Annotated in this window: 11 protein-coding genes; 7 read left to right on the plus strand and 4 right to left on the minus strand. The window is 61.8% G+C overall.

Annotated features, from left to right (window positions below; translation table 11 throughout):
• Positions 1–74: 74 nt before the first annotated feature.
• From OUZ30_RS19675 to OUZ30_RS19685, 3 genes are all read right to left on the minus strand, one after another.
• Positions 75–2,306 carry a protease pro-enzyme activation domain-containing protein gene (locus OUZ30_RS19675; protein WP_266184162.1) on the minus strand — a complete coding sequence of 744 codons (2,232 nt, stop codon included), beginning with the start codon at positions 2,304–2,306 and terminating at the stop codon, positions 75–77.
• Positions 2,307–3,051: 745 nt separating this feature from the next.
• Positions 3,052–3,783, minus strand: a complete 732-nt coding sequence (locus OUZ30_RS19680; protein WP_266184163.1) for a response regulator transcription factor — start codon at positions 3,781–3,783, stop codon at positions 3,052–3,054.
• Positions 3,784–3,923: 140 nt separating this feature from the next.
• Entirely contained in the window at positions 3,924–5,321 is a 1,398-nt protein-coding gene (locus tag OUZ30_RS19685; RefSeq protein ID WP_266184164.1) for a sensor histidine kinase, read from the minus strand.
• 703 nt (positions 5,322–6,024) lie between these two features.
• Between OUZ30_RS19685 and OUZ30_RS19690 the strand changes: the two genes are divergently transcribed.
• On the plus strand, positions 6,025–6,804 hold the full coding sequence (locus OUZ30_RS19690) for a hypothetical protein (protein ID WP_266184165.1): 780 nt from the start codon (positions 6,025–6,027) through the stop codon (positions 6,802–6,804).
• A 341-nt stretch (positions 6,805–7,145) separates the two neighbouring features.
• Entirely contained in the window at positions 7,146–7,910 is a 765-nt protein-coding gene (locus tag OUZ30_RS19695; protein WP_266184166.1) for a bestrophin-like domain, read from the plus strand.
• A gap of 462 nt (positions 7,911–8,372) precedes the next feature.
• On the opposite strand, the gene OUZ30_RS19700 is transcribed toward OUZ30_RS19695, so the two are convergent.
• Positions 8,373–8,699: a hypothetical protein gene (locus tag OUZ30_RS19700; protein WP_266184167.1), complete on the minus strand. Its 327-nt coding sequence runs from the start codon at positions 8,697–8,699 to the stop codon at positions 8,373–8,375.
• 467 nt (positions 8,700–9,166) lie between these two features.
• On the opposite strand from OUZ30_RS19700, the gene OUZ30_RS19705 reads away from it, so the two are divergent.
• The 5 genes from OUZ30_RS19705 (at position 9,167) to OUZ30_RS19725 (ending at position 14,279) form a co-directional block, all read left to right on the plus strand.
• Positions 9,167–10,609, plus strand: coding sequence for an MFS transporter (locus tag OUZ30_RS19705; RefSeq protein WP_266184168.1), 1,443 nt, complete (start codon positions 9,167–9,169; stop codon positions 10,607–10,609).
• On the plus strand, positions 10,606–11,043 hold the full coding sequence (locus tag OUZ30_RS19710; protein WP_266184170.1) for a MarR family winged helix-turn-helix transcriptional regulator: 438 nt from the start codon (positions 10,606–10,608) through the stop codon (positions 11,041–11,043). Before OUZ30_RS19705 ends, OUZ30_RS19710 begins: the two co-directional genes overlap by 4 nt.
• A gap of 107 nt (positions 11,044–11,150) precedes the next feature.
• Positions 11,151–11,987, plus strand: a complete 837-nt coding sequence (locus OUZ30_RS19715) for an SAM-dependent methyltransferase (RefSeq protein ID WP_266184171.1) — start codon at positions 11,151–11,153, stop codon at positions 11,985–11,987.
• Positions 11,988–12,180: 193 nt separating this feature from the next.
• Positions 12,181–12,459, plus strand: a complete 279-nt coding sequence (locus OUZ30_RS19720; protein WP_266184172.1) for a hypothetical protein — start codon at positions 12,181–12,183, stop codon at positions 12,457–12,459.
• A 194-nt stretch (positions 12,460–12,653) separates the two neighbouring features.
• Positions 12,654–14,279, plus strand: a complete 1,626-nt coding sequence (locus OUZ30_RS19725; RefSeq protein ID WP_266184173.1) for a sensor domain-containing diguanylate cyclase — start codon at positions 12,654–12,656, stop codon at positions 14,277–14,279.
• The last annotated feature ends 22 nt before the right edge of the window (positions 14,280–14,301 follow it).

A 14,301-nucleotide genomic window follows, 5' to 3' on the forward strand; every position in this document is an offset into this window, starting at 1 on the left:
TCGCAAGGGAGATCCACCTGCCAGAAGCCCGGACGTGGCCGGACTCCTGGCAGTTCAGGCAGGTGCCCGACCGCTTACTGGTAGCTGCCCAGCACGCTGACGCCGCTGAAGATCTGGTTTCCGCCCGAGACCGTCACGTTGTAAGTGCCTGCTGCCGGCATGCGAATCGTCACCGCTTCGGTATTGGTGTTCGGATGCGCGGACACCCACGAGCCGGTGGGGCCGGTCACATTCAGCGTGACGTCACCGGTGCCTCCCGACGTGCGGAAGGTCAGGGTGGCTTTGCCGGCCGGCACGTTCAGCGTGAACTGCTGAGCCAGACCGGGGTTGCCCTGCGTGGTGACCGCGACGTTGTTGGCCAGCGTTGTGACCACCGGCGGCGGCGGAGTGCCTGTCGGCGGGGTGCCGTCGCCCCAGGTATAGGCCAGCTGGTTGAAGGCGTTGATGTCGAGCGAGCCAAAGCCCGTGGTCAAGTCCCAGCCCGGTGCGGCGTTGTAGCCGTAGGTGGTGCCGGCAAGAGTCACGCCGTTGTTACCCGAGGTCACGTCATGCAGCACCTGCGGGTTGTTCGGGAAATCCCGGTACATATTGCTGGCCGGGAAGCCGATCGAGTTGTTGGCGTAGGTCTGCGCGCGCGCAAACACGCCGACGAAGATCGGCGAAGCGAGGCTGGTGCCGCCAACGCCATTCTTCTGGCCGCCGACATAGATGATGGCGCCGGTAAACGACGATGCGTCAAATGCGATGTCCGGTAGCTGGCGGGCGGTCGCATTCAGCGTCGTGACCTGCCATGCAGGTGCTGCTTCGAACGCGCTGTAGCCACCACCCGTGGCCCAGATGCGATTGTTGCCGTCGCCGGCATCGGCAATGCCGTCATTCCAGGTAACTTCGCCCGCCCAGGCGACGCCATTGGTGGTCAGCTCCGTGCCACCCACGGCGATCACGTTGGGCGACGTCGCCGGCTCGCTCGACGAATAGGTGCTGAGGCTAAACGGTGCCGGCAGTACCACGCCTGCGTTGCTTTCGAAATCGCCACCGGTCGCGGTGTACACGCCCTGGTCACCGGACGAGACCGAGAAAGTCTGCCCCTGCGCCACGGCCTGGGCAAAGATCTTGTCATCCGCGGCCTGGGTGCCCGTTTGGTTTTGTGCCGTCTCGTCTCCGCCCAGCGAGACGTTGATGATCTTGGCGATGTTATCGGTGACCGCCTTGTTGAAAGCGGCGCTGATGCCGGCGTCGGTCAGCTCCTCGTCCTGAGCCCCGTACTTGCCGTTGGCCGCCGTGTAGAACACCAGCTGCTTGACGCCGCCGGACGTGCCGACGATGGTCTGCGAATCCAGACACCACTCGACGTCACCGCCGGGGTCATCGGAGAAGTCCGTCTCGCCCGAGAGGGTCACCGGCACGACCTTCACGTTGACGGGATTCATGCCATTCACCGTCGTCATCGTATTCAGGTCAGCCTGCGTCTGCGTCAGGTCGCCCCAGGTGATGATGCCCACCGTGGTGTTGTATGCGGTCGGCGTGTTCTGGCCGTCATAGATCAGCGGAAACTGCGTGGGCGAGTGCATCACATTGGTCGGGCTGGTCTGCGAGCCCGTCTGCTTGCCCGTGTCGGCCGCCGGAGAAACCTGCGCGCCGAGGTGGTTCATCGGATGCCTCACGCTGACGTTCTGCAGGCCGGTCACCGAACCGACAATGCCGCTCAACGCCTGCGGCACCATCGCGTCGCTGTCATTGGCGAAGCGCAGCTTGCCGTTCTCGGTGTACGACTTCATCGACGCATTGAACGCCGTGCTTACGGTAGCGGCATTGCCGTCCGCGAATACCAGCGTGTTGTTCGGCGACACCTCGATGTTGGTGAAGCCCGACTGTTGCAGGTGCCTCACGACAGACTGCACTTCTGCGTCGGTCGGCGAGTAGGCCGCCTTGAACTGGCCCGGGGTGAGGAAATGATGGTAGTTGGCGCTGCCCGGCGTGTTCACGCTCTTGTTGAAGGCCTGCAGCTGGTCGACGTTATGCAGGTTGAGGCTCACGGCCACATGCAGCACCTTGGTGCTGTCCAGCGCCGAGACCTGCGCCTTCACGGCGGGTTTGCCGTGCGCGTTGATCCGGTAGGTGGTGGCCGGAGCGCCGGCACTCATGCCGGTGACCGAAGTCGACTGGTCTTTCAGCAAGGCGGCATGCGTCGTGGTAGGCGCCCACGCTGCGGCGGCGTGGCCACTCATCGGGCTCAGCGCCAAGGCCAGGGCCATGGGCAGCAGTGCCTTGTTACAGAATTTCAGCTCTTGAATACGGCTAAACATCTTCGACTCCCCGGAAAAGATATGGCAGGCCTCCGCGCCGCGTGACGGGCGGAAACCTCGTTTCTGACATGCGCCTGCAGGCGCGTACACAAAGCGCGAAGGGCGACATCTGGCGAAGCGACAGGACGCGCTGATGGCTGACGAGATCGTGGCTGACGCGACACCCCCCGGTGCGCCCCCTTACCCACGCCCTCGTGAGTGCCGGCCGAAAACCGCTCGCCGTTGTTGACTTCGTTTGTGAACCGCCGGTGTGCGGCGACCCTCCCCGATGCAACAATCTGCTCAAGGGCGATGGTTGTCATCCACACAACTTCGCGTTACCTAACCAACAATGGTGAGGTACGCGCACAGCGACTTGGATCGTCGTTTCTTCCCGAATCAGCGTTCGAAACAGGGTCTCTCACGCACGACAGCGGGACGAGGGATAGCCTGGATGGGGTGTCAGCCGACAGCCCTGGCTCGGGGCATGGGGTGTCGCCCGGCGTCACCACGGGAAGTTGTCTTGGGTGGGCTACGCAACTCGCTCGGCGCCACGCAGTCAGCCTCGCCGCTGCCTGCTATCTGGCCGATAGCGGCTGGTCGAGATCGCTGCCTGCAGCTATGGGGCTGGCCCATGGCCATCGCGACTTCACAAAACGGGAGGTGCGGGCCGTTCGACTTTCCGACAGGTTGTCCAGAGTTTCGCCCGACCCGTTCTGGAGCCATCGCAACAGATAGAGTGAGGCGAGTGCCGCTCGCCCGACCACTACGGTCGCTTGACGAACAGGTATCCCGCTCCACGTGACGTAAGCAGCGGGTTTTGCCCGCAGTCGCTATCACTGAGTTTGCGGCGCAGGCGATAGACGAGCATGTCGAGTCGATGATGATCGAATACGAGAGGATCTTCGCCCAACGCCTCGATGAGCGCCTCCCGCGTCACCGGTGATCCATCGGCATCAATCAACGCGTTCACGATGGAACGCTCTGATGACGTCAGTGCAAAAATCGTCCCGTTCGGAGCCAGGAGACACCAGCCGGTGGGGTCCAGACGCCAGTCGCTCGACGCAGGAGGAGCCGCCTCGTTCGCGGCGGAGAGGCGACGGGCGAGGCTGCGTAGGGTCAGTGCAAGCACGTCGACATCAATTGGCTTGGGCAAATACATGTCCGCGCCTTCCGAAAGCGCCTGAATCTGATCCTGGCGCGCGACACTGGCCGTGAGCATGATCAAGCCGATCTTCGCATTGAGTTGGCGAAGGTGCCGGACGATATTGAGTCCGCTATCGTCGGGCAGGCCGATGTCCAAAACGATGATGTCGAACTGGTGCGAAAGCATGCTCTTGTAGAGCGCGCCAGCGGAACCGACGCCCATGGCGTCGAAGCCGAAATCGCAGAGCGCCGGGACGAGTACCGCTTCGCGAAAGCGCTCTTCGTCCTCCACGATCGCAACGCGGAGGGCGGCTGGCGCCGCAGGCTTGTCATGTTGCTTCGGACCGGACATCTTCATTTCTTCGGATACGGTGGTCGCCAACCAAGTCGGGCAACCTATGACATCCGACGTCGGGCTGACAATAGGAGGTTTTACCCACGCAGCCCGCTCTGAGGGGCTATGAGGCGGCGACGAAGCGTTGGTAGGACGTCTCATGCGCGTGCACCCTGAACGGTGCGGATTAACTCCTGCAAAGGCAGTCGCAGCTGGAACATGGTGCCCTCGCCGAGGTTGCTGTCGATCTTCACGCTGCCACGGGCATCGGTGACGATGTCGAATACCGCGGCAAGTCCAAGACCTGTGCCATAACCCCATGGCTTGGTCGTGTAGAAGGGCTCGAAAGCGCGCTGGCGGACCTCTTCGCTCATGCCGCCGCCGGTATCCTGCACTGCAAGCGTCAGCATCTTCTCACCTGCATCCTCAGCCAGCCTGATCCGGAATTCACCTCCCTGTGGCATGGCATCCGCGGCGTTTGCAGCCAGGTTAAGCAGCATCAATTCAAACTGGCCTCGATCCATCCTGATATGAAGGCCGGCTCTCGGAGCTTCCAGCCGAAGGCTCGTGTTTGCGGCGAAGAACTGGCGCAGCATCGGCTGCAATTCATGCACCGCCATCGCGGCATCAAAGGTTTCGGATCGGACGACGTCCTTGCGCGCGAAGTTGAGCAATTTGCGACTGATGGAGAGCGCGCGCCGCGCCTGGAGCTCGATGTCCTCCATCGCCCCGATCAATGCAGGCATGCCGCGATCGGCAAGGCGATCACGATGCGCGGCATAGCCAAGCACCACGTTCAGTACGTTATCGAAGTCGTGCGCCACGCCCGTGGCGATGCGGCCCACGGCCTCGAGCTTCTGGGCATGAATGAGATGATCCTGCGCCTTCTCGCGCATGACGATCTCTTGCGCCAGGTTGGCATTGAGCTTTTCCAGTTCTCGCCCTCGCGATTGGGATTCGGTCAAGGCTGCGCGGAGGGGTGCCATGGTCTGGTCCACGATGACGGCGATGAGCAGAAAAATCATGGCCCTCATCACCCGCACCGTTGCGAGGGGCACAAGGCTCGGCGCGTGAATGGCGAAGGCAGTCCAAAGTGCACCCAGGGTCATACACACCAGCAGCGCCAGATAGGTCATCCACAACGCTCGTCGGCCAAGGATTTGCCCAGCTAATGCGAGCACGAGCCAGGGGGTTGGATCGCCCGCAGGCTGCTCGACCCCAGGGGACATTTCGCCGGCCGCGAATGAGAAAAGGAGGGCGCTCAGCAATAGCAGGACAGCTTGGCGAAGATGTCCACGCCTTGTCAGGAAGAGGCCAGTCCATGCGGCTGCGGTTGTAAACGCATCCGTGCCCAGATCGAGAATCAGATCGATACTTGGTTCCCGGTGCATGGGAGCACCGAGTAACCTCGCGACGTAAACCGCCATTTTGAGCGCTGGCGCGATGACGCCGATAGTGGCGAACAAAAGCTGCATGAATGACGCGTAGTGCTGATCGATCGGATCGGTAATCGGTGTGTTGTTCAGCCAATTGCGCAATCGGTGCCATATAACCATCTCAGTACTCTTTGCGTCGAAGCGCGGCTTCCCGGGAGGTCGATGCTTCTCAACTAGAGACCTCGCCGCCCCCACCCTGATGGGGGGTATGGCCAAGCAGGAAGGTTGGGCCCGCCTGAAGCAGGCCATCGCAACCACGTTCATCCGGGTCTATCCGCCAATCCGAGGCGGGTTCCTGGCGCTCTCGCCGGGTGCTAGCGGGCGAGATGACCCGTGTCATCGGCGCAACTTCTTGCATGACGGAGGGCTTGGCTGTCGCATTAATCCCGCTGCATAAGGGCGTTGCATGCAGCCCTACGCCCTGCTGCAAGCACCCGTTCCCACGTTGCCTGCGAGGCCGCATGGCGGTCCTGGAATCAAAGTCTGCTGCCATTCGAAGGGGCGCCCCAGACCATGGAACACGGGGGGGCACACCTACGCTGACAGGCAGCCGCGGCGGCAAGGTGCAGTGTCCGGCTTGGGTCGGAAGCGGACCTCACTGTGCGGTAACCGACACCGCAACGACCCGGCTCACTCTGTTGCGAATTGCGACTTGGAAACAACCCGCCATCGCGCGAGTAGCCGAAAACCGATCAGCCAAGAACGTGGTTGTAGTTACGTTCGACGACGCAGAGCCCGCATTTGTAAGGTAGGGAACAGAATTTGGGAAGACGTGACCGCATCATGTCCATACAAAACCGCCTGCAAGAGAGGCGTGGAGGGCATGAAAATGCGCGTGTACAGCATCCTGGTTTCTTGTCTCGTGGCCATCTCGGCACACGCCACCGAGCGGATCTTTGTTCCCGTCCCGACAGAGGGGCAACAGGTGAGGTATGCCAATGGCGCTGCCTACCTTGCTACCCAGACGAGCAGCGCGGCGCTGCAGATTGCGTACGTCCCCAACGACTCAAAATCGGCACTCCTATTTGTCGGCGTGACGAATCTGAGCCAGGCATCTTTCAACTTTACTGAAACATCCATCACGGCAAGCTCCAATGGGGCGCCCCTCCCCGTCATGTCATACAGGGATCGAATAGCAGAGCTCAAAAAGCAAGAACGCTGGTCGGGCATCGGCGCCGCCTTTGCAATGGCTGCGAACAACATGAATGCCAACAATGCGGGGCACGAGAGTAGCTATGGCACCTACAGTGGGACCGCAACCGCATCGGCTTATGGGCCCGCAGGTACCGTCCGCGCCACTGCCAACTCCACTGGCACCTACTACGGCAGCAATTACAACGCGACTGCGGCAGAAATGGCAAAAGAAAATGCCAACGCCCAGAACCAGGCCATAGCTCAACAGCAGCAGGCGAACATCGACTATGCGCACAAGAGCCTTGAGGACAGGGCGCTCAAGGCAAATACCATTGACCCCAGCCAATCGCTGGCGGGCGATGTGAAGTTTTCTCTCCCAAAACGGGACAAGTCGAAGCCCGCGGAATTCAGCGCCGTCGTCGACCTTGCAGGGCAACCGGTTACGGTTCTATTTCGAGAGCAGCAGTAGCCGCCAGATACCAACGAACTGCTCACACAAAGCCACGGTCACTACCCACTAACACCGGCATCATTGCGTGCCTGCGCCATGCGAAGCGCACAGAAGGCCCACCTCGCACGCAATCGCCGGATGGGATTCATGCCAATGAGCACTGCATCTAAGGTCAGCTATGGGTCGGAAGCAGACCTTATCACGGTGCCGGAAACGCCCGGCCATCAAGTAGCGGGACGTCCCAGGAGTAGCCACTCGACGCGGACGCTCCGTAGTGGCAATGTTTGCGCAAGGCCGGGGACGCACCCCGGCTTTGCGCTGCCGAGGGATCCGCGCTGGGTCCGCTGGGGAGGGTGTGCATGGCACAGCATCTGCTGATCTTCCTGTTCATCTTCATCAGCGTGTGCAGCTGTGCGCTGATTGGCATGCATGTGCGCACCCGCCTGCCCGATCGCCACCTCGATGAAGAGTCGGCCACCGCGATCAAACTTGTCACCGGTCTTATCGCCACGATCGTCGCGCTGGTGCTGAGCCTGTTGATATCCTCCGCCAAGAGCTCCTTCGACACGGTCAGTGGCGAAGTAAAGCGCAACGCGGTCGACATCATTCGCCTGGATCGCACGTTGGCGCAATACGGGCCCGAGGTGCAGCCACTGCGCCAGGAGCTCATGCTCAACTACGGCGTCTGGATCGACATGGTTGCCTCCGGCAATCCGATCACGCTTGAGGCGATGGACAGTCCACAGGTGCGCAACGTAGGCAGCGATTTTCACCGCCGGCTGGCGGAACTGACGCCAACCAGCGCGAACCAGCGGCAGCTGCAGCAGCACGCACTGGAAATTTCCGACGAAGTATTCGCTGAGCGCTGGCTGGCCTTTATACAAAACAGCGGCACCATTCCGCTGAGCCTGCTGATAGCGCTGGTTTCGTGGCTGTGCGTGATCTTCGGCACCTTCGGCTTGCTCGCCCCCCGCAACAGCACGGTGATGTTCTTTTTCCTGTTGTGCGCGTTGTCTGCGTCGGGCGCCATCTTCGTGATTCTGGAGATGAATACTCCGCTCACCGGCATCGTCCGAGTGTCGGTGACGCCGATGCGCGAGGCATTCTCGCATTTGAAGCAGTGACGGCTCGTGCAGATCGGCGGATGCCGCGCAGCTGCAAGGGCAATGGGTAGCTGGCCATTTCGGATGATTGATCAAAAGGCCAAAGGACGACCTTATGTTTGATCGGCTTCTGGCATATCTGAGGAATGACCCCGCACGGGCCACGCGCTGCAAACTTGGCTGGCATACGAGGCCAATCGGTGTGGGCTTCGATGCTTGCGCCCTCGGAAGCGGACATTCCCAGCTTCGTGATTCTGCGCTCCGGTTGCACTGGTCTCAATCGTTCAAAACGGATGTCTAGGGTGAGGAGTGCACCGCGTGCCGAAACCTCGCTGACTGCTTCGCCTAAGGTCAGCGACTCGGTGTCAACGTCATTCAATGCATTCGTATGTGTGGAACCCCAGAAGACTTTCGCCCAAGTGCGGCGCGCCGTGCTCATAACGCGGTACGCCGCGGAGCGATCATCGGACTCTGGGGTTCCACCTATGGCTCACGCCTGAGCAGCTCGGCGTATTGGCCGAGAAGCCGGATCGCAGCAATCAGGTTCTCCGCGCAACCCTGCGCAAGCGGCCACTGGCCAGGCCGCATGGAATTTCCACGGGCATGAGCCTTGCGAGCCACTTCGCTCTCGACGACCAAGGCGGTGATTTCGTTCATCGCCTCCTGGATGGACGCCAACTTCAGCGCAACCTGTTGCCGCGATTTCCCGGCCGTGTCCGCAGAACGACGCGGACGACCGAGCGTTCGGGTGGATATGCCGCCAGGGGGATTCGGCGGGCGAGCGAGTGCCGTATGATCTGTTGCAGCCATGATCAACTCCTCAGTAGTTGGTGATGGTCAGCGGGTCGTATGGGTTGCCTCCCATGCGATCCGCGCTACTTCACTGCATCACTGCAATGGTCACCGACGTAGCCCAGCAAGGACGGCGTGGGTGACGGGGCGAAAGTAGCAAATGCGCAAGGTGGGATTTGTAGGGGCTCGCTGCAATGTTGTGTGCGGCGATCGCTGCACTCGTTACCGAATGGCCCTGCACGAGTCCCTACGACGTTGCACTTGCAGGGTGAATGCGCCAAACACCGCGATGACTGGCGAGTGTTTGGGAAACGGCCGGGGCCGTGAACACGATATGGATCGACGACGCGCTCTGATGCGTTCCTCGCGCTGCGCAAAATAAGACGGCCATGGCCAGGGCTATGTGCCCCTAGGCAACGATCCCGAGCCCCATGCATTGGCAGCCGTCAATTGACGCGGGATAGTTACCAATTGACAATAGTTGTATGAATACAACTGTTATCGATAAGAGACGGGCTGAGACCCATCCCAACCTTATTCTCGGTATTTGCTGCCTTAGCCTGCTGATGGTTGCGATGGACGCCACCATCGTCAACGTCGCGCTGCCCTCGATTCGTCACGATCTGGGCGCGTCGATCTCAGGACTGCAGTGGGTGATCGATGCCTACACCATGGTGGTGGCGAGCCTGCTGATGCTGGCCGGGTCGATGGCCGACCGCTTCGGGCGTCGCCGCGTGTTCCAGTCCGGCATGGCGCTGTTCATGCTGGGCTCGCTGCTGTGCAGCGTGGCCCCGGGCATCCAGGGCCTGGTGGCATTTCGCATTCTGCAGGCGCTGGGGGCGACCATGCTCAATCCGGTCGCCATGTCGATCATTGCCAATACCTTCCACGAACCAAAAGCGCGCGCACGCGCCATCGGCATCTGGGGTGCGGTTGCTGGGGTATCGATGGCGCTGGGCCCGGTGATCGGCGGCGCGCTTACCGAAAGCATCGGCTGGCGCTCGATCTTCTGGGTGAATTTGCCGGTGGGTGCTGCGGCCATGCTGCTGGCCGCCCGTTACATTCCAGAGTCCAAGGCACGGCATCCGCGGCGCGTCGATCCGCTCGGGCAACTGTTGGTATTCGTGATCCTGGCCGCGGTGACTTATGCGGTGATCGAAGGTCCCCATGCCGGTTGGAGCTCGACGACGATCATCGGCCTGTTCGCCGCTGCCGCGCTCGCGCTGATCGCCTTGCTTATCTACGAACCGCGGCGTCACGAACCGCTGATCGATGTGCGGTTCTTTCGCAGTGCACCTTTCAGCAGCGCGACCTTGATTGCCGTATGCAGCTTCTCGGCGTTCTCCGGCTTCCTGTTCCTCAATGCGCTGTACTTGCAGGAAGTGCGCGGTCTGTCAGCCTTCCATACGGGTTTGTGCACGTTGCCGCTCGCGCTGGCCACGATGCTTTGCTCGCCGCTTTCAGGGCGTCTGGTCGGCATCTACGGCACACGCCCGTCCCTGCTGGCTTCCGGCGCAGCCACCGTGGTCAGCGCGCTGATGATGACCCAGCTGACGGCTACGACTCCGCTGCCGTTGTTGATGCTGACGTATGTGATCTTTGGCGTGGGTTTCGGCATGGTGAACGCGCCCATTACCAATACGGCCGTGTCCGGCATGCCCAAGGCGCAGGCGGGTGTCGCCGCGGCGATCGCCTCCACCAGCCGGCAGATCGGCGCCTCGCTCGGCGTGGCGCTTGCGGGCACCATCCTGGGCGCGCATGTGCATGACGGCTTCGCCGAGGCCACGCATCCGTTCTGGTGGTTGATCACCGGCGGGGGCGTTGTCGTATTGCTGCTGGCGTGGTTGTCCAACACGGGCTGGGCGCGTGACACCACCCGCCATGCTGCGCACTTGCTGGAGGAATCAGCTGCTGGAGCGACGGCATGACTGGCCGCGCCAACAGCGGCAGCGAGGCCGATCGCATCTGGCAGATGCTGGTCGACCTGGTGTGGGAGACCCGTGGCGAATGGCGCCGAAAGGTCAGCGAAGCCACCGCCCTTCCGTTCAGTCGTGTGCGCATCCTGTGGCGGCTGGTCGATGAGCCGAAGACCTTGACGCAGCTGGCGGTGAGCAGCAGTGATGCGCCCGCCACCACCGTCGCCGTCAACGATCTTGAGGATCGTGGCCTGGTTGAGCGCCATCCCCACCCGGACAATCGGCGCGCGAAACTGGTGTCGCTTACGCCAGCGGGGCGGCGACTGATCGAATCGGCGCGCCGCACCGTGCGCGACGACGCGCCGCCAGCCGTACAGCAACTTTCCAAGACCGACCTCGCCCATCTTCGTCGGATCCTGGAGCGGGTAAGCAGCAGCGAGCGCTAAGGAGTGGAACCGGGTCCTGAGGCACCGTCTTTCCTGCGACGTGGCGAAGCTTGCTTGCGTACCGGCATCGCCGTTGCCGGCCCCGGGTGTTGCCCTATGATCAAGGGATGAACACACCCACCCTGCTTCCTCCGACCAACGCGCGCGCCGGCAGCCTGGCCTGCGTCGGCATCGGCATGACCCTTGGCTCCCATCTGACGCCGCTGGCACGCAGCCATATCGAGCAGGCGGACGTGGTCTTCGCGGGGCTCTCCGATAGCCTCGTAGAGATGTGGCTGCAACGCATGCATCCCGATGTGCGCAGCCTGCAGTCCTACTACCGCGAGGGCAAGTCGCGGATGAAGACCTACCGGCAATGGGTCGAGCTGATGATGACCGAGGTGCGTGCCGGCAAACGCGTTTGCGGCGTGTTCTACGGCCACCCCGGCATCTTCGCGTGGTCGCCGCACAAGGTCATTGAGGTCGCCCGGGCCGAGGGATTCGCTGCGCATATGGAGCCAGGCATTTCCGCCGAGGACTGTCTCTACGCCGACCTGGGCATCGACCCCGGCCACTTCGGCTGCCAGCACTTCGAGGCCAGCCAGCTGCTTTTCTATGAGCGGCGCATCGACCCCACGGGATATCTGGTGCTATGGCAGGTCGGGCTGGTCGGCGATCGATCGCTGGCGCGCTTCCAGACCGGGCCGGCGTACCGGCAGGTGCTGGTGGACCTGCTGAGCCGCGATTACCCGCTTGACCATGAGGTGATCATCTACCGCGGGGCAACGCTGCCGATCGAGAAGCCGCGCATCCAGCGCCTGGCCCTGCGCGATCTGCCCCATGCCCGGATGACGGCCGAGGAAACCGTGGTGTTGCCGCCAGCCGAAGCCTTGAAGCGGAACCTCGTCATGCAAGAGCGATTGGAGGCATTGGACAAGCTATACCAAGCGGGCGCCCTGGCTTGAGGGGAACCCGATGGCGGCGCGATCCTTCAGCATCGCCCGTGTTGGGAATAACAGGCCCCGATCACGCCCTGCGCCATCAAGTAAGTGCCGATGACGGCCGACATCCTGCTCTATGAAGGTGATGACCGCGCGGCGCCGTCGTGCTAGAACCATCAAGCGGTTGCACGACGATCGCGGGAAACAGGGGGAACACATGTCAGACACGATTGAATTGCTGGAGGCCATCGGCCGAGACGCCTCGCTGCGTTACGCCTCGACCGAGGACCTGACCCACATGCTCGAACAGGCGCAGGCGTCGGAGGCACTCGCGGCGTCGGTGGCGTCCGGTGAACCTTCTCGGCTATTCGAGGAGTTTGGGCACAAGCCCATGCATGCGCCGCAGATTTCCCAGTCGCCCGGTCACGAGGACGACGAGCCGGATGAAGATGACGGCGATGAGCCGCATCAACCCCCGGTTCCCGATCTCGGCTAGTCGTCGCCCCAGCGACAGACGACATCAACATGCCTCGGCCACCGAGCCGGTTCTGGTCATGCCCAGTACTCCTGGGCATGGCTTGCTGCACGCTTTTGCCGACCGTCCATGCCACGACGCCCCTGACGGATCGAACCGAATTTCTCCACCGGGCCGAGAGCCTGCGCACGAAAGATCACCCGCAGTTCGTCCAGATGTTGGCGCAGATCCACGCTGAAACAGGCAGCCTGACGGCGACTGAACAATGGTATCTGCGCTATCTCGATGCATGGGAGACCATGTTCGAGGGTGATTCCGCCAAGTCCGAAACCCAATTTCACGATGTAATCGATCACTCCGGTGACGTGACCCTGGCCGCCAAGGCATCGGCGTTGCTCTTGAGCAACCTGGGCATCAATCGACGCTACGAGGAGGCGTTCGCGCTGGCGAACCGGCTGACCACCGACCTGCCCCAGGTCAAGGACCCACTAGCCCGCTTCATGGTCCTGATGAATCTGTCGCAGATGCTGAATTTGGCCGGCCAAACCGATTTGGCCATCAAGTACGCAGGCATGCTGGACAGCGCGACCGCTGCTGGGGAGAGCCTGTGCTATCCCCTTTCCCTGCAAACCGCTGCGCTCTACAACGGCAAACGCCTGAGCTCGTCCAGCCCGGAACTGCAACGGGCCATCGATACCTGCATAGCCGCCCGGCAACCGGTCGTCTCCAACACCATGTGGCTCGTCCTGGGCAGTCTCTACGTGGATGAAGATCAACCGCGCAAAGCTATAGCCCTGCTTGACCGGATCGATTCCAGCATCCGTACCAACCATTACTACCCGCACAAGTTGTCGGGACAGGTCATGCGGGCACAGGCCTACGAGAAACTGGGCAACGCCAGTGAGGCCAAAAAGGCTGCGCTTGCTGCCGTGGCCATGGCCAACCCGGGCGACATCAGCGAGTGGCTGCGGGATGCCTACGAGGTGCTCTACAAGGTCGAGAAAGAGCAGGGCAACACTGCCGCCGCACTGTCGAACTACGAGCACTATGTCGCCCAGGACAAGGGCAATCTGAATGACATCAGTGCCAGGACGCAGGCCTATGAATTGGCCCAGCAACGCATGCTTGTCCAACAGCTCGAAACGGAAGGGCTAAGCAAGCAGAACGACATCCTGCGCTTGCAACAGACACTTGACACCAAGGCGGTCGAGAACAGCCGGCTCTATATCCTGTTGTTGCTCTTGGTACTGGTATCCGTCACCTTCTGGCTGTTCCGGCTCAAGCGCTCGCAACTTCGTTTCAAGAAGCTGTCCAACCACGACGGTCTTACCGGCATTTTCAACCACCAGCATTTTGTCAGTGAGGCCGAACGCGCGCTGCACCTGCTGGAGAGAAAACTTGGCTCTGCCTGCCTGATCTCTCTCGACCTGGATCATTTCAAGCAGGTCAACGACACCCACGGGCATGCGATGGGCGACGCCGTGCTGAGACGCACCGTTGCCATCTGCCAACAGCAATTGCGCCCGGTCGACTTGTTCGGACGGCTGGGCGGCGAGGAGTTCGGCATCCTGCTGCTCGACTGCTCTCGCGACCAGGGCATGGCTATCGCCGATCGCATTCGGACGGCCATTGGTGCTACCGAAGTGGATAGAGACGGTACGGTCGTATCGTTCTCCGCCAGCTTTGGCCTGGCCTGCACCGATACGTCCGGCTACGGCTTGCAGCGGCTTTACATGGAAGCGGATGCAGCGCTTTATCGGGCCAAGCACGCCGGGCGCAATCGCGTCATGGCTGATATCGGGAACAACAGTCTGTCCACGCCGTTATCTTTTTTGCAGTGACCCAAGTGAACGGCGATAGGGC

The organism is Dyella humicola (assembly GCF_026283945.1).
In the GTDB taxonomy this organism is placed as follows: Bacteria; Pseudomonadota; Gammaproteobacteria; order Xanthomonadales; family Rhodanobacteraceae; genus Dyella; species Dyella humicola.